General features: G+C 41.2%; 23 protein-coding genes. 3 read left to right on the forward strand and 20 right to left on the reverse strand.

The genetic code is table 11. From position 1 onward, the window contains the following. Positions 1–169: 169 nt before the first annotated feature. From ppdK to DYD17_RS09340, 6 genes are all read right to left on the reverse strand, one after another. A complete protein-coding gene (gene ppdK, locus DYD17_RS09315) occupies positions 170–2815 on the reverse strand; it encodes a pyruvate, phosphate dikinase (protein WP_115276462.1) in 2646 nt (881 codons plus the stop codon). 13 nt (positions 2816–2828) lie between these two features. Continuing rightward, on the reverse strand, positions 2829–3668 hold the full coding sequence (locus tag DYD17_RS09320; RefSeq protein ID WP_003052547.1) for a pyruvate, water dikinase regulatory protein: 840 nt from the start codon (positions 3666–3668) through the stop codon (positions 2829–2831). 20 nt (positions 3669–3688) lie between these two features. After that, positions 3689–4282, reverse strand: coding sequence for a helix-turn-helix transcriptional regulator (locus DYD17_RS09325; protein WP_309543649.1), 594 nt, complete (start codon positions 4280–4282; stop codon positions 3689–3691). A gap of 231 nt (positions 4283–4513) precedes the next feature. Next, entirely contained in the window at positions 4514–4813 is a 300-nt protein-coding gene (locus DYD17_RS09330) for a rhodanese-like domain-containing protein (protein ID WP_003052552.1), read from the reverse strand. After that, the gene (locus DYD17_RS09335) at positions 4806–6458 is read right to left on the reverse strand and encodes an FAD-dependent oxidoreductase (RefSeq protein WP_115253106.1); all 1653 of its coding nucleotides are present in this window, start codon (positions 6456–6458) and stop codon (positions 4806–4808) included. The genes DYD17_RS09330 and DYD17_RS09335 overlap by 8 nt, the downstream gene beginning before the upstream one ends. Before the next feature lie 17 nt (positions 6459–6475). Continuing rightward, positions 6476–6814 carry a rhodanese-like domain-containing protein gene (locus tag DYD17_RS09340; protein ID WP_115253107.1) on the reverse strand — a complete coding sequence of 113 codons (339 nt, stop codon included), beginning with the start codon at positions 6812–6814 and terminating at the stop codon, positions 6476–6478. Between the two features lie 212 nt (positions 6815–7026). Between DYD17_RS09340 and DYD17_RS09345 the strand changes: the two genes are divergently transcribed. Further along, positions 7027–7287 carry a metal-sensitive transcriptional regulator gene (locus DYD17_RS09345; protein WP_003053835.1) on the forward strand — a complete coding sequence of 87 codons (261 nt, stop codon included), beginning with the start codon at positions 7027–7029 and terminating at the stop codon, positions 7285–7287. A 66-nt stretch (positions 7288–7353) separates the two neighbouring features. Here the strand turns inward: DYD17_RS09345 and DYD17_RS09350 are convergent, their stop codons facing one another. From DYD17_RS09350 to DYD17_RS09360, 3 genes are all read right to left on the reverse strand, one after another. Beyond that, the gene (locus tag DYD17_RS09350) at positions 7354–7905 is read right to left on the reverse strand and encodes a cysteine hydrolase family protein (protein ID WP_174221711.1); all 552 of its coding nucleotides are present in this window, start codon (positions 7903–7905) and stop codon (positions 7354–7356) included. Positions 7906–8042: 137 nt separating this feature from the next. Continuing rightward, a complete protein-coding gene (gene codY / locus DYD17_RS09355; protein WP_003053880.1) occupies positions 8043–8825 on the reverse strand; it encodes a GTP-sensing pleiotropic transcriptional regulator CodY in 783 nt (260 codons plus the stop codon). 264 nt (positions 8826–9089) lie between these two features. Continuing rightward, positions 9090–10304 (reverse strand): pyridoxal phosphate-dependent aminotransferase, encoded by a 1215-nt coding sequence (locus DYD17_RS09360; protein WP_115253109.1) that lies wholly within the window; start codon positions 10302–10304, stop codon positions 9090–9092. 336 nt (positions 10305–10640) lie between these two features. On the opposite strand from DYD17_RS09360, the gene DYD17_RS09365 reads away from it, so the two are divergent. After that, positions 10641–11093 carry a universal stress protein gene (locus tag DYD17_RS09365; RefSeq protein ID WP_003052566.1) on the forward strand — a complete coding sequence of 151 codons (453 nt, stop codon included), beginning with the start codon at positions 10641–10643 and terminating at the stop codon, positions 11091–11093. Positions 11094–11255: 162 nt separating this feature from the next. Here the strand turns inward: DYD17_RS09365 and DYD17_RS09370 are convergent, their stop codons facing one another. Together DYD17_RS09370 and DYD17_RS09375 are read right to left on the reverse strand one after the other, a co-directional pair. Then, positions 11256–12644 (reverse strand): Cof-type HAD-IIB family hydrolase, encoded by a 1389-nt coding sequence (locus tag DYD17_RS09370; RefSeq protein WP_003052568.1) that lies wholly within the window; start codon positions 12642–12644, stop codon positions 11256–11258. 389 nt (positions 12645–13033) lie between these two features. Then, a complete protein-coding gene (locus tag DYD17_RS09375) occupies positions 13034–13531 on the reverse strand; it encodes a staphylokinase domain-containing protein (RefSeq protein ID WP_003052572.1) in 498 nt (165 codons plus the stop codon). Between the two features lie 659 nt (positions 13532–14190). Between DYD17_RS09375 and DYD17_RS09380 the strand changes: the two genes are divergently transcribed. After that, complete coding sequence (locus tag DYD17_RS09380; RefSeq protein ID WP_003052576.1) at positions 14191–15156, forward strand: asparaginase; 966 nt, start codon at positions 14191–14193, stop codon at positions 15154–15156. Between the two features lie 49 nt (positions 15157–15205). On the opposite strand, the gene DYD17_RS09385 is transcribed toward DYD17_RS09380, so the two are convergent. From DYD17_RS09385 to DYD17_RS09425, 9 genes are all read right to left on the reverse strand, one after another. Next, the gene (locus DYD17_RS09385; protein ID WP_003052578.1) at positions 15206–16123 is read right to left on the reverse strand and encodes an aldo/keto reductase; all 918 of its coding nucleotides are present in this window, start codon (positions 16121–16123) and stop codon (positions 15206–15208) included. Positions 16124–16320: 197 nt separating this feature from the next. Continuing rightward, positions 16321–18336, reverse strand: a complete 2016-nt coding sequence (gene recG, locus DYD17_RS09390; RefSeq protein WP_115253110.1) for an ATP-dependent DNA helicase RecG — start codon at positions 18334–18336, stop codon at positions 16321–16323. A 100-nt stretch (positions 18337–18436) separates the two neighbouring features. Beyond that, positions 18437–19891 carry an ATP-binding cassette domain-containing protein gene (locus tag DYD17_RS09395; RefSeq protein ID WP_174221712.1) on the reverse strand — a complete coding sequence of 485 codons (1455 nt, stop codon included), beginning with the start codon at positions 19889–19891 and terminating at the stop codon, positions 18437–18439. Next, positions 19828–20508, reverse strand: coding sequence for an energy-coupling factor transporter transmembrane component T (locus DYD17_RS09400; protein WP_003052587.1), 681 nt, complete (start codon positions 20506–20508; stop codon positions 19828–19830). The genes DYD17_RS09395 and DYD17_RS09400 overlap by 64 nt, the downstream gene beginning before the upstream one ends. Next, entirely contained in the window at positions 20505–21098 is a 594-nt protein-coding gene (locus DYD17_RS09405; protein ID WP_115253112.1) for an MptD family putative ECF transporter S component, read from the reverse strand. The genes DYD17_RS09400 and DYD17_RS09405 overlap by 4 nt, the downstream gene beginning before the upstream one ends. After that, entirely contained in the window at positions 21095–22765 is a 1671-nt protein-coding gene (locus tag DYD17_RS09410; protein WP_115253113.1) for an amino acid ABC transporter ATP-binding/permease protein, read from the reverse strand. Before DYD17_RS09410 ends, DYD17_RS09405 begins: the two co-directional genes overlap by 4 nt. Further along, on the reverse strand, positions 22758–24521 hold the full coding sequence (locus DYD17_RS09415) for an ABC transporter ATP-binding protein/permease (protein ID WP_115276463.1): 1764 nt from the start codon (positions 24519–24521) through the stop codon (positions 22758–22760). The genes DYD17_RS09410 and DYD17_RS09415 overlap by 8 nt, the downstream gene beginning before the upstream one ends. A gap of 12 nt (positions 24522–24533) precedes the next feature. Next, positions 24534–25355 carry an ABC transporter ATP-binding protein gene (locus DYD17_RS09420; protein ID WP_115253115.1) on the reverse strand — a complete coding sequence of 274 codons (822 nt, stop codon included), beginning with the start codon at positions 25353–25355 and terminating at the stop codon, positions 24534–24536. Continuing rightward, positions 25352–26374: a FecCD family ABC transporter permease gene (locus DYD17_RS09425; RefSeq protein WP_115253116.1), complete on the reverse strand. Its 1023-nt coding sequence runs from the start codon at positions 26372–26374 to the stop codon at positions 25352–25354. The genes DYD17_RS09420 and DYD17_RS09425 overlap by 4 nt, the downstream gene beginning before the upstream one ends.

The following is a 26374-nucleotide window of genomic DNA, read 5'->3' on the forward strand; positions in this document are numbered from 1 at the left end:
CAAAGGTAGCGGAAAAACTCCTCACATCATTTTTACATAGTCTCAATTATTATATCATAATTGCGCCCATTTACCATAGGTGACCGATGCAATTCTAGAAAGCCATACAGCAAAAAACTTCCTGACTAAGGTCAGAAAACCTTAGTCAGGAAGTGTGACAAACTAAACTCTATTTGTCTTGGGTAAGACTGTGGCCTGAAGCTTTGATGGCAGCCTGAGCAGCCGCCAAGCGAGTAAGCGGCACTCTAAATGGCGAACAAGAAACGTAGGTCAGGCCTTGACTGTGGCAAAAGGCAATGGAAGCAGGATCGCCACCATGTTCCCCACAAATGCCAAGTTTCAACTTAGGCTTAACCGAACTGCCTAATGAAACGGCGGTACTAAAGAGACGGCCAATCCCTTTCTGATCAAAGGTCTGGAACGGATCCTTGTCAAAAATACCCCTGTCAACGTATTCCCCCAAGAATTTTCCAGCATCGTCTCGGGAAAAACCAAAGCCCATTTGTGTTAGGTCGTTTGTGCCGAAACTGAAGAAATCCGCATACTGAGCGATGTCATCGGCTGTCACACAAGCTCTTGGAATTTCAATCATCGTCCCAATGGTGTAAGCCAACTCTTGATCTGCAGCTGCCAGTTCTTCTTGCATGGTTTGCTCAATGAGGGGGCGTAAGGCAGCCAACTCTTTAGCGCTGCTAATCAGCGGCACCATGATTTCGGGTGTTACTTCATAGCCTTCTTGTAAAGCTTTGATTGCACCTTGAGCAATGGCTTTAACCTGCATTTGATAAATTTCTGGGTAAGTAATGGCTAAACGACAACCACGGTGCCCCAGCATAGGGTTAAATTCTTCCAAGTCAGCAATGCGTTTGTGAAGGTAACCTAAGGGATAACCCATCTGCTCTGCCAAATCCTTAATCGCTTTTTCCTCATGCGGCAAGAATTCATGTAGTGGCGGGTCTAAGAGACGAATGGTACAGGCTCTCCCATTCAATACTTTAAAAATCTCATAAAAATCCTGACGTTGGAAAGGCAATAGTTTATCCAGAGCTTTGAGACGGTCATCTAAACCATCTGCCAAAATCATTTCACGAACAGCTGGAATCCTGTCTTCCTCAAAGAACATGTGCTCGGTACGGCATAAACCAATGCCTTCTGCCCCAAAGTCAATCGCTTTTTGGGCATCACGAGGGTTGTCAGCATTGGTTCTGACCAGCATATCACGCGCCTCATCAACCCAGCTCATAAAGGTTGTGTAGTTGTCATCAACTGTTACGGAGGTCATGGCTAGTTCTCCCAGATAAACTCTGCCTGTGCTGCCATCAATAGAAAGATAGTCGCCCTCATGAATCTGTCTGCCGTCCATATCAATGGTTTTTGCGGCTTCATTAACCCGTAATTGACTGCAACCGACCACACAAGTTTTCCCCATGCCTCTCGCAACCACTGCTGCGTGAGAAGTCATGCCCCCACGAGCCGTTAAAATACCAGTTGCCTTGACCATCCCTTCAATGTCTTCTGGAGATGTTTCTTGCCGTACTAAAAGGCAAGGTTCCCCTTGTTTGGCATGAGCAACCACATCCTCTGCATGGAAATAAACTCGACCCGAAGCAGCTCCTGGTGAGGCAGGTAATCCTTTTGCTAGACAAAGAGCTTCTTGACAGGCTTTGGAGTCAAAAGTAGGATGGAGCAACTGGTCCAGTTGGCTAGGCTCAATGCGTAAAATAGCTTCTTCTTTGCTAATCAGCCCTTCTTTCACCAAATCAACAGCAATCTTGATAGCGGCCTTGGCAGTGCGTTTCCCATTACGGGTCTGCAGCATATAAAGTTTGCCCTTCTCGATAGTAAATTCCACATCCTGCATATCACGATAGTGTTTTTCCAGAAGTTGGGTGATAGCAACAAATTGATCATAAATAGCTGGCATCTCTTTTTCCAGAGTGGCAATGCTCTGCGGTGTCCGAATACCTGCCACCACATCTTCTCCCTGGGCATTGATCAAATATTCTCCAAAAAGAACAGCCTCTCCTGTGGCAGGATTGCGGGTAAAGGCAACTCCCGTACCACTATCTGCTCCCATATTGCCGAAAACCATGGACTGGATATTCACCGCTGTTCCCAATTGATTTGAAATATCATTGAGCTGACGATAAATACGAGCTCTTGGGTTATTCCAAGACCGAAAAACAGCTTTAATCGCCAATAGCAGTTGTTCCTTAGGATCCTGAGGAAATGCTTTCCCCATTTCACTTTGGTAGATAGCTTTGTATTCTGCTACAATAGCCATGAGATCATCAGTTGTCAAATCGGTATCACTCCGATACCCCTTAGCTTCTTTGATTCGATCAAGCACCGCTTCAAACTTGTACTTAGGGATTTCCATAGCCACGTCCGAAAACATTTGAATAAAACGGCGGTAACTATCATAAGCAAAACGTTCATTTTGAGTACTTGAAGCCAGTCCAAGAACACTCTTATCATTTAAACCAAGATTTAAAATGGTATCCATCATGCCAGGCATGGAAAAAACAGCCCCCGACCGAACAGAGACAAGAAGTGGGTTGTCGTCACTGCCTAATACCTTCCCCTGAACCTTCTCCAATTCCAACAAGGCCTGATCAATTTGGTCTAACACCAGCGAACTGACCTGGCCGTCTTTCTCATAATAATCGTTGCAAGCTTCTGTGGTAATGGTAAACCCTTGCGGCACAGGCAAGCCAATAGCTGTCATTTCAGCCAAATTTGCTCCCTTGCCTCCTAATAAATCACGCATATCTTTGTGACCTTGATCAAACCGATAAACAAATGTCTTTCCCATGATAAGCCTCCTACTACCTGTCGTAATCTTTAACAACAGTTACCCCATTTGACGTCAATAATTCTAAAATAATACTTGCAGTCTCCTCAATCGCCTTATGAGCGACATTGATTACCGGACAATTGAGAGATTTCATGACTGCATCTGCATAATCCAATTCCTCCAAAATGCGGTCCATTTTAGCATAATTAGCTGAGCCCGAGACACCAAGCGCCTTTAAGCGTTCGCTTCGAATATGATTGAGTTTTTCAGGCGAGTTGGTCAATCCGATAATCCGCTTAGGAGATACCTGACTCAATTCCTTAGGAATTGGAATTTCGGGCACCAAAGGGATATTAACCACCTTTAATTGCTTGTCGGCAAGGTACATGCTAAGAGGAGTTTTAGACGTCCTTGACACGCCCAGCAAAATCACATCTGCTTTCAAAATCCCTCTCGGATCCTTGCCATCATCATATTTGACTGCAAATTCAATCGCATCCACACGTTTGAAGTAATGATTGTCCAAACGCCGCAGGATTCCTGGTTCTCCCAACGGCTTAGCACCCGAGATACTAGCCATAGCCTTAATAACGTTTGTTAACAAATCAACATAGACGAATCCTTCTTCTTGGCATCGTTTTTCAGCATAACTTGCCAGTTTTTCATCCACCAAACTAAACATTAAAAAAGCTGTTGTTTTCCTAGCTTCTTCAAAAACCTTGTCAAGCAAGTCGACTCTATTAATATAGGAGAAGCGGCGAAATTCCCAGTGGTCATGATTGGGAAATTGGTAAATACAGGCCTTAGCTAAGGCTCTAGCCGTTTCTCCTAGAGAGTCAGAAACAATAAAAATCGATAGTTGGTCTTCCATGAGAACCTCCTTCAATATCCCTACAATTCTAGAAAAAGACGACTAATAATGGTTTTAGATAACTTCCCTACCACGGTCATTTTATCAGGAAAATCAGGATCTAACCGAACCACGGGTAAGCTATCAACTTCTCGCTTAACCAGTAAATCCGCTGCCTGACCAACTGAGGCATCCTCCAAAACAGTGGTCACATTAGGAACACGAGTCATAACCATACCAATCGGTAGCTTGGTTAGGTCGCTACCTCCTATCGCCGCCTTGAGCAAGTCTTTTCGAGAAACCAAGCCACAAAGGTAATTGTCCTTATCCAAAACAAATACCCCTCCACTATCTTCCATAAAGAGGCTAACAATCACGTCATAAACCGAATCGTCTTGATGAGCTGTGAGCGGGATACCCATGACATCAGATACTTTGACATCTCTAATAGAGGTTTGAGCTGTCGCTAAGACGCCTTCCCCCTGGTAAAAATAGCCAACTTTGGGTTTAGCATCTAAAATGCCCAACATGGTCAGAACAACCAAATCCGATCGTAAGGCTGCTCTAGTAACTTGAAGGAGGTCTGCAATATGCTCCCCAGTGATAGGCTCTTCTTTTTTGACAATCGCTATAATAGTTTGTTGCCGCTGAGTTAGTTGAATAAGATCACAACCTTTCTTATATGTGATATACTATTTATTATATATGCTATATTATATCCAATATTAAAAACATTTTCAAGTAAAAGTCATCACTTTTCTTTTTCAATTACCCCCTTCTGGCCAATTCCTTTTCTTCTAGTCCCTAACAAGTCACAAAAAAAGACCTCTTTAGGTCTTTTTTAACGATTTATATTAACTGGATTTCTAAAAGGTTAGAGCCTCATCCCAAGCTTGAGTTCCACCCTCTACCGACACAGCAGAGTAGCCTTTGCTTTCTAAAAAGGCAACCGCTTGAGCTGAACGTGCTCCTGACTGGCAAATCACGTGGTATTCTTTGCCGTTATCAAGTTCTTGATAATGGTGAACAAAGCTAGACAAAGGCATATTAATAGCACCGGGAACATGACCTGAAGTATATTCGTCAGCTTCCCTAACGTCGATCAAGGCCACGTTATATTTTTGACGTGCTGCTTTTAAAGCTGATATAGATTCTGTTCTAATCATGACTAATCCTTTCTGGGTAAATCGATTGGTATAGGGCATAAGCTCCATCCAGATTGAGCACATCAAAACCATTTTGTTTCAAGATTCTCTCTGCTAAATAGGACCTTAGGCCACTATGACAGCTCACAATGTAGGAAACACTCTTATCCAGTTCTTCTAGACGATCACGCAGTTGATCTAAAGGAACATTAATACCATTATCAAAATGTCCTGCAGCGTATTCTGTTGCCGTTCTAACATCTAATAAACGTTTGCCTTTCTCCAACTCTTCTTCCAATTGGTACCATTGAACGGATTGGCTAAGGCCTTCCAGTACATTCAAGGCAGCGTACCCTAGCATGTTAACAGGGTCTTTTGCTGAACCAAATGGTGGAGCATAGGTTAACTCTAGTTCCGGCAAATCAGCGACGCTTAATCCGGCTTTAATAGCTGTCGCTAGAATATCAACCCGTTTGTCCACTCCTTTAGCCCCGACCGCTTGAGCACCATAAATACGCCCATCAGTTTGACTAAAGATTAATTTAAGGGTCATTGAACTAGCTCCTGGATAATAGGAAGCATGATCATTTCCTGTCACATGCACAACAGCTACATCTTGAAAAGCATCCCTAGCAGCCTTTTCTCCTAGACCCGTTGTAGCTGCAGTTAAATCAAAGACACGCACAATAGCAGTTCCTAAACTGCCTTTGCTCTTTCGAGAAAGCCCAGCGATAACATCGGCTACCTGACGTCCTTGACGGTTAGCTGGACTAGCTAGAGCGATTAAGGCATCTTGACCTGTTAATTCTTGCTTCACTACAATGGCATCACCTACTGCATAAATGTCTGGTTGACTTGTTTGATAAGAAGCATCAACTAAAATACCGCCACGTAATCCCAAAGCCAATCCAGCTTCTTTGGCTAAAAGTGACTCTGGTTGCATTCCCACGGACAAAATAGTCAGTGAGGTCTCTAAACGTGTTCCGTCTTCCAAAACAAGCTTTCTACCTGCTTCTTCCATGGCTGTTAGAGATTGTCCTGTGATAACTGTCACCCCTTGCTTCTGCAACTCTTTTTGAATAAAGCTCGCCATTTCTTCATCCAGAGGAGGTAAAACATGATCAGCTTTTTCAACAATAGTGACGTCGTAACCTTTTTTAACAAGGGCTTCTGCCATCTCAAGACCAATAAAACCAGCCCCTACTATAGTGGCTTTCCCAACTTGTTGCTGTTGAACAACTGCCATAATCTTATCTAAGTCCGGGATATTTCTTAAGGTAAAGATATTTTGAGCATCCGACAGACCATCAATATTGGGAATAAAGGGTTTGGCCCCTGGTGAGAGAATTAATTTATCATAACTTTCTTGGTAGCTCTTGCCATCATGTTCAAGGGTAACCATCTTATTGACTGGATCAATATGCAAAGCTTCTGTCTCAGGTCGGACGTCCAAATTAAATCGAGCTTTTAGACGTTCAGGCGTTTGCACCAATAATTGATGACGCTCAGCGATTTCACCAGATACATAGAAAGGCAAGCCACAGTTTGCAAATGAGACATAAGGCCCTTTATCAATCACGATAATTTCTGCATCTTCCCTTAATCGTCTTAAACGAGTAGCTGCTGACATGCCACCAGCAACACCACCGATAATAAGTACCTTCATTGTTTCTCCTTATCTCTTTATTTCTTTTTCACTAACAAAGTGTTATCAGTCCAATGCGACATGCCACCTTTAACATCAACCACTTGATACCCCTGATTCGCAAGAAATCGGCAGGCCCTTTTACTTCGCATACCTGATTGGCAAATCACATAGAGAGGTTCCTGTTTATCCCCTCGAAATTGTGCTAAATCAGACAGAGGAGTGTTGGTAGCTTGTCGAATATGACCACTTTGATATTCTTTTCGTGTTCGAACATCCACTAGCTGTAGCTTGTCCTGTTTGAGCAGCTCAACTAACATTTCTACTGAAATACTAGGTGTTCTTGAAAAAATGCGTGCTAATAGTTTAGAGATCATGGGAAAGACCTTTCTTTTTTTATACCCCACAGGGTATGTAAAGGGTAACACGTAGACTTTTTAAAGTCAATCAAAAAGTTTGAGAATAGCGAATTCTGAAATCTTCCAATCTCCTTCAAAAACAATATCAGAGTGAGCAGCACAAGCACTTCCTCATAGTTGACAAAGGGAACAAGGACCAGTATAATGAAAATTCAGAAATGAGGTAAGCCATGAAAAGAGAGAAAAAAGACATCCTTAATCGCCTTAAACGGACAGAGGGACAATTACGTGGGGTTCAAAAAATGATTGAAGAAGAACAAGCCTGTTTTGATATTATCACACAGCTAACTGCTATTCGATCAAGTATCAATAGCACAATGGGATTGGTCATAGGCGAGAAAATAGCCCAACTTATTGAGGAGCCGGAAACAGATCCTGTTTTACAAGAAGAACGCCTCAATCAAGCCATTCAACTCATTGTCAAAAAATAGATTATCGTCCAAACGTCGTTTAGCAGCCACTAAAAAGGAGACATCGTCTGATGCCTCTTTTTGTTGTTACTCAATAATGGTCGCGCCCAAAACCTGTTCAAAATGAGCCAAGGCCCACTGGTGTGATTGATCTGATATACTCGCAACTGCTGAACGAACAACCTCCAGCTTGTAACCTAAATTGTAAGCGTCAATGGCAGTATGCAAGACACAGATATCGGTTAGAACTCCTGTTAAGACTACTGTATTAACACCACGTTCGCGCAGCCGAATATCCAAATCTGTCCCCGAAAAAGCAGAATAGTGACGCTTATCTAACCAGAATACTTTAGGGTCTTGTTTTATCTGTTGATAGACTTTGTCCAAAGGACCATAAAGCTCACGCCCTTTACTTCCCTTAAGATTATGAGGGGGGAAAAGTTTGCTTTCTGGGTGCCATGGATCGTTCTCATCATGACAATCAATAGCAAAGAAAATATAGTCCCCTCGCTCAAATGCTTTTTCGGTCACCTCAGCTATGGTTGACGAAATAGCGTGGGCAGCTTTTCCTGCGCTCAACTTCCCATCATCTGCGACAAAATCGTTTGTGTAGTCAATTGAAATCAATGCTCTCATCAGTATCTCCTAAACAGGGGAACCCCCCTTATCTCCTCTATTGCTCTCAATTGTAACAAATTTCTTTACAGGTGTCAAGACATCCGACTCCACCCAAAACAGAAACCAAAAAACACCTCTTAAAAAGAGATGTTTTCAGCTTAAAATTCTTTCAATTTATCAAAAATTCCCTCATTAATAACCTTGAGGTAGGTTCCCTTCATGCCCAGAGAGCGACTTTCAATAATACCAGCACTTTCCAATTTACGAAGGGCATTGACGATCACAGATCGTGTAATACCGATACGGTCAGCAATAACAGAAGCTGTTAAACGGCCTTCGTTACCATCCAATTCACCAAGAATAGCTGCAACAGCCTTCATTTCTGAATAAGATAGGGTGTTAATAGCCATGTTGACAGCTGTTTGCTTGCGGATCGTTTCTTCCAGGTTTTCTGTTTGAAGATTTAACAGCTGAATCCCAACAACCGTGCTTGAAATTTCAACCAAGATGAGGTCCTCATCACTAAACTCATTATCGTTGCGCCAAATAATAAGAGATCCCAGTCGCATACCTCCACCATAAATCGGTGCAATCGTTGTCAAACCATCTGGATAGATGTCTTTCGATTCCACAGGAAAAATGGTTAATTCACTTTCCACTGAAAGATTGGCCTCAGTATCGTAGACACGGCTAGCTGCTTTGACATAAGTATCTGGAAATTGCTTAGCTTCAAAAAATTCCTCAACACGATCTGTATTGGTTTTATATTTCATGGCGTAACCAAGTAGGGTTCCTCCGCCATTTATAATGCAGGCATTACAGTCAATAATATCTGCCAAGCGAGACGCCATCGTATTATAAGGGAGTTCTGTCTCCAAGCTATCTACAGAGCGCTGTAGAATAGACGTAATTTTACGAGTTTTTTCTAATAAGTTAGGCATTTTCTTCCTTTTCCTTCGAATTATTTGCTTTTCAATTATAACAAAACCAGTCTACTTTTGCAAGGAATTATCAGAAAATTATCTATTCTTTTGACAATTCAAAGTAATAGTGGTAACTTTCTCAGTTTATCTCATAAAAGTGACCAGATAAATGATAGTTAGTGTCACACATTATAAAAGCCATTACTCTCGTATGCATCACAAAAGAGACCACATCAATTGTGATCCCTCGTATTTTTTGATTAAGTGGATATGAGAAATATATTAGCGTTTGTACTGATGTAAGACGCGGGTGATTTTTTCCTGAACATCTTCTAATTCTTCCACGGTTGGTAAGTACACAATTCGGAAGTGGTCTGGGTCCTTCCAGTTGAAGCCTCTGCCATGAACCAACATCACCTTTTCTTGTTTTAATAATTGGAGCACAAATTCTTCATCGTCATCGATACGATACATATTACGATCAATCTTAGGAAAAAGGTAAAGACCTGCTTTGGGTTTGACTGCAGATAAGCCTGGAATCGCATTAATGGCTTCATGGATAAAATTACGTTGCTCAAAAATACGTCCACCTGGCAACAAGAGCTCATCAACGGACTGACGACCGCCTAGAGATGTTTGCACTACCTGTTGGGCCAACACATTAGAGCAGAGGCGCATATTCGCTAGCATGTTTAATCCTTCGATATAGCCTTTCACGTGATTTTTTGGCCCAGATAAGACCATCCAACCTACTCGGAAACCAGCAATACGATGGGATTTTGATAAACCGTTCATGGATACACAAAATACATCTGGCGCTAAACTAGCAATGGCAATATGCTCCTCTCCGTCCATAACCAATCGGTCATAGATTTCATCGGCAAAAATAATCAGCTGGTGCTCTCTTGCAAAGGTAACAATATCTTCTAGGACTTCTTTAGGGTAAAGGGCACCAGTCGGATTGTTAGGGTTGATGACCACAATAGCTTTGGTGCGACTCGTGATTTTTGATTTGATATCAGCAATGTCAGGATACCAATCCGCTTCTTCATCACACAAGTAATGCACAGCCTTTCCGCCACCCAGACTGACACAGGCTGTCCATAGAGGGTAATCCGGCATAGGAACCAACACCTCATCCCCATCATCAAGCAGGGCTTGTAATGACATGGAAATTAATTCTGACACTCCATTTCCCAAATAAATATCTTCAATATCTACCTCTGGGAAACCTTTCAGCTGACAATATTGCATAATGGCTTTGCGGGCAGAAAAAATACCCTTGCTATCTGAATACCCTTCACTAAGCCTCGCATTGACAATCAAATCATGGATGACCTCATCAGGAGCCTCAAACCCAAAAGCCGCTGGGTTACCGGTGTTTAATCGAAGGATTTTTTCACCATTAGCAATCATACGGTTGGCCTCGTCTAAAACAGGACCTCGAATGTCGTAGGCGACATGTTCTAATTTTGATGATTTTTCAATAATTTTCATAGTCTCATTTACCTCGTATCCCATATTATAAACCAAAATAAGTAAAATAGAAAGAATTTATCAATTCCAAGTCCCGATATCAGATAGGGAATTTTCAGTCTAAAAACTTCAAAAACGACCTTATAACATAACCGATTAGTAAAGCAAATTATGCGGGGCGTATACCAAAAAGCCGTTGTAGGAGGGGGTTAGTATTTTGGTAACCTCATTTGTTACAAGGAATCCTTTTTCTTTCAGGAAAAACATTAAACCGCTTTCATAATCAAACAAAAAAGAGTATAATAAGAGTAACAATAAAAGTTATTGTTTTGACAAATGGTAAAGGAGGGCAATCTTATGTCACAAAAATACGAACGTATCCTCGTCGCTATCGATGGCTCCTACGAGTCTGAATTAGCCTTCAACAAAGGTGTCAACGTTGCATTACGCAATGGGGCTTCTCTCTTTTTGACTCATGTGATTGATACACGCGCACTTCAAAGTGTTGCTACTTTTGATACCTATATCTACGAAAGATTAGAGCAAGAAGCCAAAGAAGTTTTAGGCGACTTTGAGAAACAAGCCCGAGCTGCGGGTATCGAAAACGTCAAACAAATTATTGAATTCGGCAATCCCAAAACCTTACTTGCTCACGATATTCCAGATCGCGAAAAGATTGATTTAATCATGGTCGGAGCTACTGGTCTCAACACCTTCGAACGCCTCCTTATCGGTTCATCTTCTGAGTACATCATGCGTAACGCCAAAGTGGATTTGCTTGTGGTGCGTGATACCTCAAAAACCCTTTAAACAAAACTTACAACTAGGTTTTAGATGAACTAATCAAAAAAAGGTCAATTACTCCCTTCATGTCAAAAGCAACGCCCTATGGGCGCTGCTTTTTGTTTACTAATGATACCTATCATTTATTTATCAAGTATTATGCTATTGAAGGACATTTAACCATCCGATTTATTTTTCAAGCCGCTGCAAGGATTTTTGGAGCTGTTTATCTAGTTCTTTTTTTATCGCTGATTCAGGAGCATAACGCTCTTCCCAGTCATCAGGCTTTTGAACTTTATGCGTGACAGGATCAAAATGAGCCTTACCATCAGGAAAAATCTTACCCATATTAGCTTCATGCACCGTCTCGAAAATAGGCTGAGGGTCAACCCCCATTAAGACAAATGAACCGTAAGTGAAATAGAGGAGATCCGCCAAGGCGTCCACTTGCCCCACCAATGGTGACTCTGTTCGTTTTTTATCTTGAACTTTACTGGCAGCTTTATCAATGGCTCCATGTAAATTGAGGAGAGATTGGGTAAACTGCTGCTTATCTCCCTTACTAGCAGCATAGAGAAATTCCACGATTTCTTCAACCTTAAAATCAGCGCGATGTCCTGCTTCTGTCAAGGCGTAACTTCTTGGTGTCTCAATCGTATCTCCATCCATCAAACGATGGAAGTCCTTAACCTTATTAAAATTCTCATCACGGCTCTTAAAGCTTTTTTCCACATCAAAATGGATGAGTCCATAGTGAGCCAAAGCTTTAGAAATGCCATCATGATTATTTGAAGCGGTGGTAAAATGAGCACCACTTTTAACCACAGCTTCGGCATTTCCCATGGCGACACCAACACCAACACCTGATAACATTTCCAAGTCATTATCTGAGTCACCAAAGGCCATCACCTCTGATAGCTCAAATCCAAACATCTGACCTAGACGCTCAATTCCCTTGATTTTGGATTGGTCTACCGAAATCAAATCTAAAGAATAAGGGCTACTTCGTGTAATCTTGATGTGGGGAAATTTTTCTTGAATCTTACTGGTTTCGTCAGCTGATGCCACTAGCACAATCTGGTAAATCGGCTCACGCATAATGGTCACCAGGTTGCTAAAACTTTGAGGTTTGACTCTACGAACCAAATGCTTAAAACTCCCCTCAACCGTCTTCACCCAGCTTTTAGGCACAATACTACTAACCACTTGCCCAAATTGGCTAGTTCCCATGTCAATAATGCGAGACCCTGCTAAACCAGAAGCAGTCCCCAAAGAGACCTCTCTTTTTTTATCACTGGCATACCGAATAATCTTATAAATCATGGACTTGGGCAGTTGATTTTGGTAGAGAACCTTATCTCGGGTCAAAATGTATTGCCCATTATAAGTAACAGCAAAATCAAGCCCAAAATTTTCTAAAAAAGGCTGCACAAAACCAGGCCCACGACCAGTTGCTAAACCAACCATAATGCCTTGTTTTTTTAACTGTTGAATAGCTTTTTGTGTCGTTTTTTGGACATTTTTGCGATCATTGAGAAGGGTTCCATCAATGTCGAAAAAGACTGCTTTTATTGTCAAAACCTTCTGTTCTCTCTTCTATACTAAGATAGAATAGATTATATCACATTTTTAACATAGATATGAACCATTTTTTATCTGTAACAAATTACTTGTTAACTTAAGATGTTTAGATTTTAACACTATCATCTCTATCATTCATCTTTTAAAAACAACAAAACCAACAATCTATTAAACTTTAGGTATAGAATACCTACTTTTAACGGTGCAAAATGAAGCAACATTGAAACAATTGTAAACATCCAGCAAAAAGTTTATTTATTTTTTACCTCAAATGAGTGGAATGATTTTGAGTCCTAATATTCCTTTTAGCATTTTTGATATTAAGAGAGCTCGATGTTACTTAACAGAAAATGCCTAATTATAACAAAATTAGGCATTCTTCTTAATTAGTTTACTTTTTCAATCTCAATATCTGCCACTAAATTAAAACTAGGATTTTTCTTATATTCAGATAAATCTGGAACTACAAAGCCACTTTCTGTAATTGGATAAGACTTCGTCACATAATCCTTTTCAGCTTTATCATAGTAAGTCACTTGAATTTGTGCATCTTCTGGAATTTTGACAATACGATATTTATCAACAGTAACTGCATATATTGACCACTGAATATACTTAAGAATCGCTTCTTTATCCACAACTTCTCCAGGTTTTAAATTAATCTCCATAAATGGAGGGGTTAGAATATAATCGCCTTTATTATTGACCCCCATCATGTTAATCATTAAATGTGGTCCTGCTGGCTCACGATATTCTTTTCCAACACTTCTGTACTGGTTTCCACTATCTGAGGTTATTGCACTAGCTTCATTACCTACGAGGCTAGCCATCAACATAAGACCAGCTAAGCTTGACAATCCTAAAATCTTCACATATTTTTTCATATGCAACCACTCCTTTTTAAATTTTATAATTCATTATATCATACAACATTTATTAAAGTAAATAGTTTTTTTATTTTTTTGCCATTTGTTAAAAATTTAATAAAAATATAATTTGGTAATTTTGTTTAAAAGGTTCGGTATTTGCAGTTGATTTTCTCAAAAATAATTGAAATACGAAAATTCAAATCACTAAACCGATTAATGATTAAATATCTTATTTTAAAACCACTTCCTAAATATAGGTAAACGTCATTTTTATCGGTTTAGGTAAGCAATCGCCCTTTTAAAACCAATTAAATATTAGAATATACAAGAAATAAATGTGAACAAGATAGTGATTCATGAGGTATATGATAAAATGATTTTCAGAAATGATTAATGAATATCTCTGCTAATTTCTCTAAAAACTACTTATATCTTTAAAGATGACACTCAAGCATAGCATTTAGAAAAATTCTGACAACATTTTTGATGATTCAACTTTTGACTATCGAGAAATGTGTAAGATACTCAGAGAAGTTTAGTTTACGACAATTTAAGTGCAACTCTATCAAAAACATAGTAAAATAGGTTTAATAATTAAAAAATTTATACTATTTTTCTCCTTAAACTAAGCTATCGTCCAAAATTAATTTTAATTAAAGAAAGTATCCAATAAAATGAAAAAAATCCTTGTCCTACACACTGGGGGAACTATCTCCATGCAGGCTGATAATTCTGGGAAAGTAACCCCAAATCAACAGAATCCTATGACTCAAGTTGGCTTGACAACCCAAGACGTTCACCTTACTGTGGTGGAGTTTTTAAACCTTCCAAGTCCTCACATTACTCCTTATCACATGCTAAGCATTTATCATTATATCCAAAAAAAGGCAGAGCATGTAGATGCTGTGGTCATTACCCACGGAACCGATACTTTGGAAGAGACAGCCTATTTCTTAGATACTATGGCTTTGCCTGCCGACTTGCCCATTGTCATCACAGGAGCCATGAGATCCTCAAATGAAATTGGGAGTGATGGGATTTACAATTACCTTACTGCCCTTAGAGTAGCAAGTAGTGACAAAGCTAAAGGTAAGGGCGTCCTAGTGGTTATGAACGATGAAATTCATGCTGCTAAATACGTCACAAAGACCCATACCACTAACATTTCTACCTTTCAAACACCAACTCATGGTCCACTAGGAGTGGTTATGAAAAATGACCTCCTCTTTTTTAAAACTGCCGAACCCCGGGTTCGCTTTGATATTCGCAGTATTTCTGGAACGGTTCCTATTATTAAAGCTTATGCGGGAATGGGAGACGGGAGTATTTTAAGCCTCCTCACACCCGATCGCATCCAGGGGTTAGTTATTGAAGCTTTAGGAGCTGGAAATGTTCCCCCTCTAGCAGTCACTGAAATTAAACGTCTGATTGCTTTAGGTATCCCTGTCGTTCTTGTCTCTCGTTGCTTCAATGGGATGGCGGAGCCAGTTTATGCTTATCAAGGAGGTGGAGCCATGTTACAAGAGGCTGGCGTCATGTTTGTGAAAGAGTTAAATGCACCTAAGGCCCGCCTCAAACTCTTAATCGCCCTCAATGCTGGGCTTAGGGGGCAAGCATTAAAAGATTATATTGAAGGCTAACTAGCTATTAAAAGAATTCCCACTAATGGTTTAGCGGGAATTTTTTTCGTTAAGGCAAGGCATTCCCTGCACTTCGATAAATAGCATACCAATCTTGACGGCTAAGTGCTATTTGGGTAGCCTTTGAAATCTTTTTGAGCCTGTCAGGGCTCATGGACCCAACAATAGCTTGCATCTTGGCAGGATGTCTTAAAATCCAAGCAATCACTACGGCTTCCACAGAAACTTGGTGATGGTCCGCTAAACGAGTAAGGGTTGCATTTAAAGCGACATAATCAGGATGACCTGCGAAAAGACCTTTTCCCAGATCAATTTGGAAAGGCGACCAAGCTTGTATAGTGGTTTGGTTCAATCGACAATACTCGATAGTCCCATTATCACGGTCTATAGCAGCTTGATTGCGCATGTTCACATTCAACCCTGCATCAAATAAGGGAGTATGAGCTGGTGATAATTGCAATTGATTGACTGCCAGAGGATCGTCTAAATAGGTTTGTAGCAGTTCCATTTGAAAACGATTTTGATTACTAACTCCAAAGTGTTTCACTTTACCAGCTTTTTTAAGTTGGCTGAAGGCTTCTGCCACCTCCTCAGGCTCGACCAAGACATCTGGACGATGAAGAACAAGGAAGTCCACGTAATCCGTTCCCAACCTTTCTAAACTTGCATCGACCGATGACAGAATATGCTCTTTAGAAAAATCAAAATAGCCATCACGAATACCGCATTTGGTCTGCAAGGTAAACTGATCACGGGATAACCCTAAGGCCTTGGCGGCGTCTCTAAAGCGAACTTCAGATTGGCCACCACCATAAATATCCGCATGGTCAATAAAGGTCATACCCGTATCCACTGCCGTTTTTAAGACCTCTTTAGCAGAGGTGAGGTCTAAAGCTGCTAGACGCATACAGCCAAGTGCAATACGCGAGCCTTGACAGTCCGTTTGACCAATTTTCTGTAACTCCATTTGATGTCTCCTTCGTCCCATGATGCTCATATTATATCAAATAGAGATAGACTTAGCTCTTTCCAACTCTATTAGTGAGATAGCATGTGCCGTAGCGCAGCTATTCTTCAAAAAAACATTTCTCATTAGTTACTTCAACTCACACTTTTGGAAAAGGTAAAGGTGAATAGCCCTAAATAATCAATGCTCCCCTGTTCTTAATCAAAGTCTGCAGTCGTATCAAGATAATTCAGCACCATCTGCCATTCTTTCTGTTGCTCCCAGTGAGGCTCTGAGGTAATCATCGTCGCTACTTTGCGAGCTTCTTCCAGAATCGCGTAGTCCTCTACAATATCTGCGGTTTTAAATTCGGGAAGACCTGATTGGCGGGTTCCAAATATTTCGCCAGCGCCCCTCATTTTGAGATCTGCCTCAGCAAGAACAAAACCATCATTGGTTGTTGTCATAATGGTCATGCGTTCTTTACCTGATTCCGTTTTAGGATTAGCTACTAGAATCGCATAGGACTGCTTGTAACCACGTCCGACACGGCCACGAAGCTGATGCAGTTGACTAAGTCCAAAACGATCCGCATCCATGATGACCATGATACTAGCATTGGGAACATTGACACCAACTTCGATGACTGTTGTTGATACCAAGAGATCAATCTCTTGAGCCTTGAAAGCCTGCATAATGGCTTCTTTTTCGTCTGCCTTCATCTTACCATGCATAAGGGCTATACGGGCTGATGCTTTAAAATAAGCTTTTAATTCAACCTCCAAAGCCACAGCATTTTTAAGGTCCAAAGCTTCAGATTCCTCAATCAAAGGCGAAATCACATAGGCTTGTGCCCCTTGCTCCAGTTCCGTTTTCATCCAAGCCAAAACGGTGTCCAATTGTTGGTGCTTAACCCAGCGAGTGACAATAGGTTTTCGACCAGCTGGTAACTCATCAATAATAGAAACATCCATTTCTCCATAAGCTGTAATAGCTAGTGTCCTTGGAATAGGGGTTGCCGTCATCATGAGCACATCTGGATTATCACCTTTTTCGCGGAAAATACGGCGTTGTTTCACTCCAAATCGGTGTTGCTCATCTGTGATAACAAGCCCTAATTTGTGATATTGAACGGCATCTTGAATGAGCGCGTGGGTCCCCACAATCATATCCACAGACCCATCTGCAATGGCTGCTAAAGTCGTCCGTTTTTCAGGAGCCTTCATACCTGATGTCAGAATGGCAATAGAGAGGTTCGGAAAAAGTTTGATTAGACTATCATGATGCTGCTCAGCCAAAATTTCTGTTGGCACCATTAGTGCCGATTGAAGCCCTGCTGTATAAGCAGCATACATGGCAAGACTAGCAATAACTGTTTTCCCAGAACCAACATCCCCTTGCAACAGCCGATTCATATGGGCACCTGAACGCATATCCCTCAAAATTTCCTGTAAACTACGTTCCTGCGCTTGAGTTAAAGGAAATGGCAGAGCAGCAATTTGATGATTTATTTTTTCCTGATCAAGTGCGATGGCTAATCCACTGTCTTCTGACCTATTGGCTTGTTTCAAGACCTGCAGTCGCAGTTGAAAATAAAGGAGTTCTTCGAACTTAATGCGCCTCAACGCCTGCTTATAGTCAGTCAAGGTTTTAGGAAAATGCATGGCATAAACAGCCGCTTGTCTGGGCATTAACCGATATTTTTCAAGGAGACGATTTGGAATATTCTCTTTCAATTCGTCTAAAGCACCACTATCAAAAGCCGCTTTAATGGCTTTAATGAGTGCTGCTTGACTGACTCCCTGAGCTACATGATAAACTGGTTGCAAGTCCTCCTCCACAGTCATCAGCAATTTCATACCTGTTAGAGCTGTTTTTTTCTGGTCCCATTTTCCAAAAACAGCAACTTCATTGCCCAGCGTTAATTTATCCTGTAAATAGGGTTGGTTGAAAAAACTGACCCCTATCACTACCTCTCCTTGTTTGATTTTAAAGGTCAGCCGGTTTCGTTTGAACCCGTAATATTGCACATTCGGCGGGGTCACAAGGGTTCCTGTGATAACGGATTTTTCACCATCTAACAGCTCTAACACCGACTTGCTCTTAAAATCTTCATAACGAAAAGGATAGTAGAGCAAAAGGTCTTCTATCTGATAAATACCTAATTTTTGAAATTTTTCTGCTGACTTGGGTCCTAGACCTTTTAAGTGAGCAATCGGAGCTGTTAATAACATTTTTCTTCCCTTCACAAAAACTCTTGTATCTATTATACAAGAGTTTCAACTTATTTTCAGATAAAAGCCTCTTGACCATTCAAGAAGTTTTTACCTCTGCTCAAGGGGTTAGTTGATAAATGCTGTCACAGACCAGACTCAAAAGTTCTTCATCATGTGATATCACAATAACCACCTTGTTTTGGCTTTTTAGTTCTTTAAGAAGCTTAGCCAGGGCGTGCATCTGCAACACATCAAGTCCACTACTTGGCTCATCAAAGATAAAAATCTCTTTATCGGACAACAGACTAGCTGCAATCATAACCCGTTGTTGCTCGCCCCCTGATAGACTGGCAGGGTGACGATCAACCAAATGAGTTAAGGCTAATTGTTCAAGCACTGCTTCCGTCATAGGATGCTTGTCATGCCCTAGGTTGACTTCTTTCAAAACAGACTCCGCAAACAATTGTAGACTGACATCTTGTAAGACAAGACTTGTTTTGGCTAATCGTTCTTTAGCTGTCAGCACTTGATGCTGAAAACTGATTTGAGCATTTGGATCTTCCAAAACACCTGACAAGTAAGCAACTAACTGGGACTTCCCTAAACCATTTGGTCCAATAATACCTGAAATTTTCCCTGCTGCAAAACTAAGCTTATCAATCTGTCGGAGGCGTTTAGAGCCAGCTCGGACAGTTAAATTGTGAATACAAAGGTCATCCTTGTCGCTATAGTGCTGACTTCTGCTTTTTCCTATTAGAATAGGAATGACATCAGAGAGGTCCAAACTGCGCAAGCCCATGGCTTGACGATCTGGATCGGACAGGGCCAGTAACTCCTCCCTTGTCAGTGTTTTGGTCAAACGGCCTTGACTAAAATAGAAATAAGCATCGACCAGATCCGTCAAGTAATGCAAGCGGTGTTCTGCTACAATGATGGTCTTTCCGGCTGCCTTTAATTGACACAGGTAGGTTTTGACAGCTTCTATACCTGCTTGGTCCAAGTTGGCAGTTGGCTCGTCAAACACTATAATCTCTGTACCTTGCATGATGGCGGTAGCAATAGCAACCCGTTGCTTTTGACCGCCAGAGAGGTGAAACATATCGCGAGTTAACACGTCTTGAACGTCAAAATCTTGAGCCAAAGTCTTCAAACGTTCCATGATCAGATTGGGATCAAGCCCTTGATTTTCACACGGAAAGACCAATTCGTGCTGAACTTCGCGATAGAAAAATTGGCTAGCAGGATTTTGAAAAACGGAGGCCACAGACCGGGAAAATATTTCAACACTGTCTCTGCCTGCTTGGCAATCAGCAACCTTTAAACTGCCCTGCAATGCTCCAGTATAATAATCAGGAATTAGGCCGTTAAGTAATTTCAAAAACGTGGATTTCCCAGAGCCTGACTGACCACAAAGAACAATCAACTGACCAGCAGTCACCTCCTGATGACTCACTTGACAGGCTACCTTGTCACTTTGTTGGTAAGCGAACTTCAGATTTTTAGCTGTTATTATTGGAAGACCATGATGGTGATGGTGACGATAATCCAAAATTTTACCCCCCAATCCTGCCATGTTAGGCGTGAGATAAAGCATTCGCTAGCACCTTTTTTGACCGCCAATCCTTTGGTTAAACTGGCTATCGTAAGGTCTTGGCTACTCCTTAGTAAAGATAACAGTAATGGCACCAACACATACTCCAAATAGTGCCTTGGTTTAGTCAACACTGCCCATTTATCCAAAAAAATTCCTCTAATTTTTAAGGATTGATGAATCACGCGTGTTTCTTGTTTGATGATGGGCAAAAAACGAAACATAACAGCAAAGGTCAATAACCAAACCTCAGGAAGACGCCATTTGCGTAAGCCGTGTACCAGCTCATAAATCGTTGTCGTCTTAATCACAATCAAAGCTGCCAGCAGAGAGGGGTAAATCAACTTCCCCACAACGGGCAAAAAACTTAATAAATGGTAAAAATAGGATGGTAAAGCTGATAATGGTGCAAGAGATAAAGCAAGCAGTGAGAGGTAAATGAGCCCCATTTTGAGAGATAAGACTCTTTGGCCCAAGCCATATAAAAGAGCTAATAAACCTGCTACTACCATTAGTTCCAGCCAACCTTCGATACGAAAAAAGAAGCAAACATTGGCTAATACTAACAACAATAACTTTGTACGGATGTCAAGCCTCATGATAACAATCCTGATTTCATAAAGTGTTTTCGCAACAAATAATGGGCAAAAGCTGACCCAAGTAACGCTCCCACGAGAACTGTCCCTACGAACCAAGTGACATGCCCAAAGCTAAAGTCGTACATGACACGATTGATATAGGTCATGTCCTTACCACGCGCCAACAAGCTTTCCACGTAAGCATCTTTCAGCAACCACATTAACAGAATAGGACCGCTATTAACAAAGGCGAATACAAGGTAGGACAAATTGTTAAGGACTTTGGATTTGTATTTTCCTAGAGATGCGATGACATCTGCTAAGAAACCAAAGATGATACTAGGGAACATGGCCGCAAAAAAATGGCCACTGAGAAAGAAAAAACCGCCCATCACAAGTCCCAATAGGGTTACTGGACCAAATTTTTGTAATTTAACAATTAGGAGGAAATAAACTGTCCCTCCCAGTAGAGCTGCAAATGCCGGGGCGTATAACATGTTTCCCGAACGGTCAAAAAAGAGACCAATCAAGGTGCCTAGGCCGACACAAATAAAGTAGAGAGCGGCAAAAGCGCCCGTTGTCATAATATCTTTAATGGTTAATTGTTTCATCGTTCTTTCACCTCTGTTAGGGTACCGTTTTTCATGTCGTATAATTGATCAACACAAGCCAAGGTTGAAGACCTGTGCGAAATCAAAAAGACCATTCCTTGACAATGTTTCTTGATTAAATCAATGAATATAGCTTCATTTAGAGAATCTAGATGAGAGGTTGGTTCATCAAAAATATAACAGCTGGCATGTTTCAAGAGGGCTCGCATCAATTCTAGTCGCTGACCTTCACCAGCTGAGAAATCTGTCGTACTCGTGATCACCGTGTCCAAGCCCTGCTCACAAGCCAGAAGACGTTCTTTCATACCACAAACCTCAGCCAGATCCCAAATCTCCTCATCTGAAATAGCTGCTTGACCAAAGGTCAAATTTTCACGAATCGTCTGTTGGAATAGCTGCGCGGTTTGGGGAACGTAGGCAATATTAGTCTGCAATTTAGCTGCACTCAGCAACCGACTGTCTACATCACATAGAAAAATATTTCCAGCCTCCCAATTATACCATTTCATGATGAGTTTCACCAAGGTGGACTTTCCAGATCCAGACTCTCCTTGAATGCCGATAATACCTTTTCCCGAAAAAGCAACCGATAAGTGCTTAAAAATCCGTTCTTGACGCTGAGGGTAGGCGAAACTAACATCTTCAAAGGCAATTTGAGTTATCTCTGCTACTTCCTCTGTCCCCTCATCCACCACAACCATTTGATCTAAAAGCCCAAAAATGTTTCTAGCTGCATTCATGGCTCGCTTAAATCCTAAAGGTAAGCGGCCTAATTCTAAAAAAGGCGCGAAAGAAGCCGTAAAAGCTACAAAAGATAGTAACCCACTCTCAAAGGACAAGTCTCCTTGGCGGATTCCCTCAAACACTAAATAGGCAAAACTTAAAATGGTGAGCCCAAGCCAGAAAAAGGTTAAAGCCATCTGTAAGAATTGTGCCTGCGCTACCTTACGATCAAGGGCATTGACCAGCTTACTCTTTTCAGTTAATTGGGCAAACTGCTCTTCCAATACTTGGAACTGTAACAGGTCTTTGACCGCCCGTAAACTTTCCAAGAAATAAGAAAGATAAGCCTTTCGTCCTTCATTTTGGTTTGCCAACAGAAGCTGTAATAGCTTAGCAAAATAAATTGGAATAAAAATAGCCAGACAGGCATAAGTCAACATCGCTAAGATGGCTAGTTTCCAACTCATCTGCCAAAAAAAGAAAAACATCAGGCCTGCTGATACTAAAGCTGTGCAAACAGGAGCAATAGTATGAGCAAAGAAGACTTCCAAGGCCTCAATATCTTCCCCAATCATTTTAAGCAGATGCCCACTATCTTGGTGATCTAGATGAGCCGGAGATAAGGCTCGTAATTTCTTGAAAATCATATTCCGAAAAGCAGCCAGGCTATGAAAGGCAACAAAATGACCAAAATAATGTTCCCCGTATCGGGCTAATCCTCGTAAAATAGCCAAACTAAGCAAAAGGTGTAAAAATCCTATAGGGATTGGCTGTTGCCTAATAGCTAACAACCCTAAATAAGCCAGTCCTGTTGGAATACTAACAGTAATGATAAAACCCATAACAGCAAATATTACCGCCAAGGCAATCCAAGGAAGTAGAGCCTTCATCAGACGTAACAAACGTCCAACCAAGGTCATAGTAGATGGTGCCTGTTTAGCCATAAAGACATTCCTCCAATCTTTCTTGAGTATCAACGAGTTGACGATAAGAAGGTTGATGACGATAGAGCTCCTGAGGCTTTCCTAAACAAGCTGGCTGTTCTGAACTTAAAAAGAGCACTTGATCAGCCCTTTTCAGACGTGACATTTTATGCGTAATCACAATGACTATTGCCTTCTTAGCGAGTTGCTCAATCAAACCATCAATAATCCGTTCGTTCTCAGCATCTAGGCTAGAGGTTGCTTCGTCAAAAATATAAAGAGAGCGTTGGCTAAGCAAAGCCCTAGCACAAATAACTTGCTGTCTTTGACCAGGTGACAACAGATTGCCGTTTTTACCAACCAGTGTATCAAGACCATCAGGCAACCAATTAATAAACGTCAATAAACCGTGTTGGTTAATCCATTCCAGCACTTCTTTTTTAGACAGTTTCGCTGCCAATGTTAAATTGTCATAAATACTTCGATTCAACAGGGTAGATTGGTCTGACACATAAAGCAACTGCTGATTAAGACTGTCCATTGACACCTCTTTACTGTCGACATCATCAAAAAGAATGTGGCCACTTGTAGCCTGTTGCCGCTTTAAAAGCAACTGAGCAAGGCTAGTTTTCCCTTGTCCGGAAACGCCTGCAATCGCTGTTAACTGCCCTTTGATCAACGTCAGGGAAATAGTATCGAGCACTACTTTTTCCCCATATGCCAAGGTCAAGTCCTTGATAGTAATCTGACTAAACACTCCTAAGTCTTTTGTCTGGTTATCTTTTCTTTCTGGAACACTATCTAAAAAAGTAAAGATGCGGTCAGCCATCTTAGTCGTCATCATCACCAAATGCATGCCATAGCCTTGCTCACGAATAGGAGCAAAAAATTCTGTTGCGATTAAAAGAAAGAACAAAAAGTGAAAAAGTGAAAGACTCCCAATTGCCAAAGCTTGAACAGCTAAAAAGCCTGATAAACCAATGCCGAGATACATCACCGCATCCATATAACCAACGGCCTGTAATTGAAAACCTAGCAGGGACATAGTCGCTTTTCGAAATCGCTCCGCCTTCGTTGTAAATTCACATTCATAGCGTTCCGCTACCTGATAAGAATAGAGGGTATTAAGGCCCTTAAGATCATCCATAAACAAGTTTCCCACATCCATATAAGAAGACCAGTACTGGCTCATGATTTGCTTAGACCGCTTTTGCATGGCTACAATCGATAGAGGAATTAGAGGTAAAGTCAATAGGAAGATCACTCCTGCCAAAGGATAAATCAAACAAACCAGTAGCATAACCGTACTACAATTCCACTTGGTTCTCATTGATAAAGACAGATAGTAAGAATAATAAGTATCGAGACTATCAATCCCTTGTGAAGCCAGCGTCAAAATATCTGCACTGCTAGCATTGGCATCAAATTGCCCGTCTAACGCCACAAATGCCTCAAAAAAGGATTGTTTCAACGAATCTCTAGCAAATTGTGAAGCGATTCCTTGCAATCGTTTGGCCAGGAGAGCAAGGGCGAAGCCGGTCATGTTTAAAAGTAATAACCAACCTACTAGCGAGCCCAAAGCAATAGCTTGTCCGACCCAAAAGGCTGCAAATGTTTTGGCGATAAGGTAAAAACTGATAACCCTCATTAAAAATTGTAACCAAGCTAAAAATGCTGATACATAAAGCAAGCCCCTCTTCGGGGCAACCCTCTCTCTCAGCCGTTTAAGAAGTGAACGTCGTTTTTCTTTTGATATCGTATTTCTTGTTTCCTTCATCTATTTTGCTTTCTATGTCTCCTTCTGATTACTAATAACATCGGTCTCATTGACCAACGAGGTAATGACAAAATTCCGTCCATCTTTTTCAACAAAAGGAAGATCAATGTCAAAAACCTCTCGGATAAATGTTTCTCCCACTAGTTCTATGGGGTGGCCCTGTGCATAAAGACGACCATCTTTTAAGGCAAGCAGGTGATCTGAAAGAGACAGGGCTTGATTAATGTCATGTAAAACCAAAACAATTGTTATCCCTAAGTCTTGATTAATTCTGGTAATAAGCCTCAGAATATCTATCTGGTACTTGATGTCTAAATAGGTGGTCGGCTCATCTAAAAAGATGATATCTGTCTCTTGAGCGAGAGCCATCGCAATCCACACGCGCTGTTGCTCCCCGCCAGACAGACACTGGAGATCACGGTAAGCATAATCACTTAACCCTGTCACCATTAATGCCCAGGCAATTCTCTCCTTATCTTTCTTGCTCAAAGCCTTTAAAAAGGAGCAATGAGCCCGCCTAGCCATAGCAACCAATTCGCTAACTGTCAAATCATCTACTATCCTATGGTACTGATGCACTACGGCAACTTTTTTTGCGAAGGCTTTCAGAGAAATCTTGTCTAATACTTCCTGCTCCAGCCAAACCTGACCTTGTTTGACAGGAAGGTTTTTGGTTAACAGATGCAAAAGAGTCGACTTGCCACTGCCATTTGCCCCTATAATAGTCGTGATTTTGCCTTTTGGGATGGTAAAGTTCAAATCATCCAAGACAAGCCTTTCCCCATAGCCGAAAGAAAGGTTCTGAACTTTCATATGATAAGCAGTCTTTGTCATATCACATCAGACCTCCTTAACAAGTAAATAAAGTAAGGCCCGCCTATAATACTCATGATAATAGCTGGACTGATTTCTAAAGGATAGGCCAAACGTCTACCTAGAGTATCTGCTAGCAAGAAAACAAAGGCTCCCAATAAGGCCGAAAATGGAATTAACACCTGATGTTTGCTTCCCACCAGTAAGCGACTGATATGCGGAACAATTAATCCTAAAAAAGAAACCACCCCAACTACTGACGTTGCTGCAGAAGCTAGTAACACCGCAATCAGAGATATCCCCAAGCGTAGTAGGTGACCGTCCATCCCTAAATTGCGAATCACCTGATCATCTAGCAACAGCAAATCGCAGATTCTCGAAAATAGCAGAGCTAATCCTAAACCGACAAGGGTGTAGGGAAGTAAGACGCCAACATCTACCCATGTTTTTTGGCTAATTTGCCCTGACAATAAAGCATTGACTAAAGGACTTGCAGAAGCCGAAAAACTCGTTAAGGCAGTTGACAACCCCATAAATAAGGCATTGATAGCAATTCCAGTTAAAATAATACGGACAGGATGTAATCCCTTTTTCCATGCTAAACCATAAATAAGTAAGAAAGAGACTCCCCCACCTAAAAATGATAAGATTGGACCATAGAGCAGCAACTGTGGTAAGAGTAAACTGGACAGTAAAACCAAAAAACTGGCACCACTACAAACCCCTATAATAGCAGGATCCGAAATCGGATTTTTCAAGACTGCTTGAAACAGCACTCCCGAAACAGCTATCCCAGCTCCTGCCAGTAAAGCAATGACAACCCTTGGGAACCGCAAATCGTAAATCAAAGCAACTTGAGGATCATAAGCCACAAAAAGGCCCTTTACTATTGCTCCATAAGAAACCGATAAGCCCCCTAAGGAGAGGGCCACAGCACTCAAAATAAGCAAAGCCAAACATAACATGATGACGTAAATTGTTCTTTTCAACCGTTTTTTCACATGAAAAGCTAGGTCTTGTTGTAAATCTAATGTTGCCAT

It is taken from the genome of Streptococcus dysgalactiae subsp. dysgalactiae (assembly GCF_900459225.1).
GTDB classification, from domain to species: domain Bacteria; phylum Bacillota; class Bacilli; order Lactobacillales; family Streptococcaceae; genus Streptococcus; species Streptococcus dysgalactiae.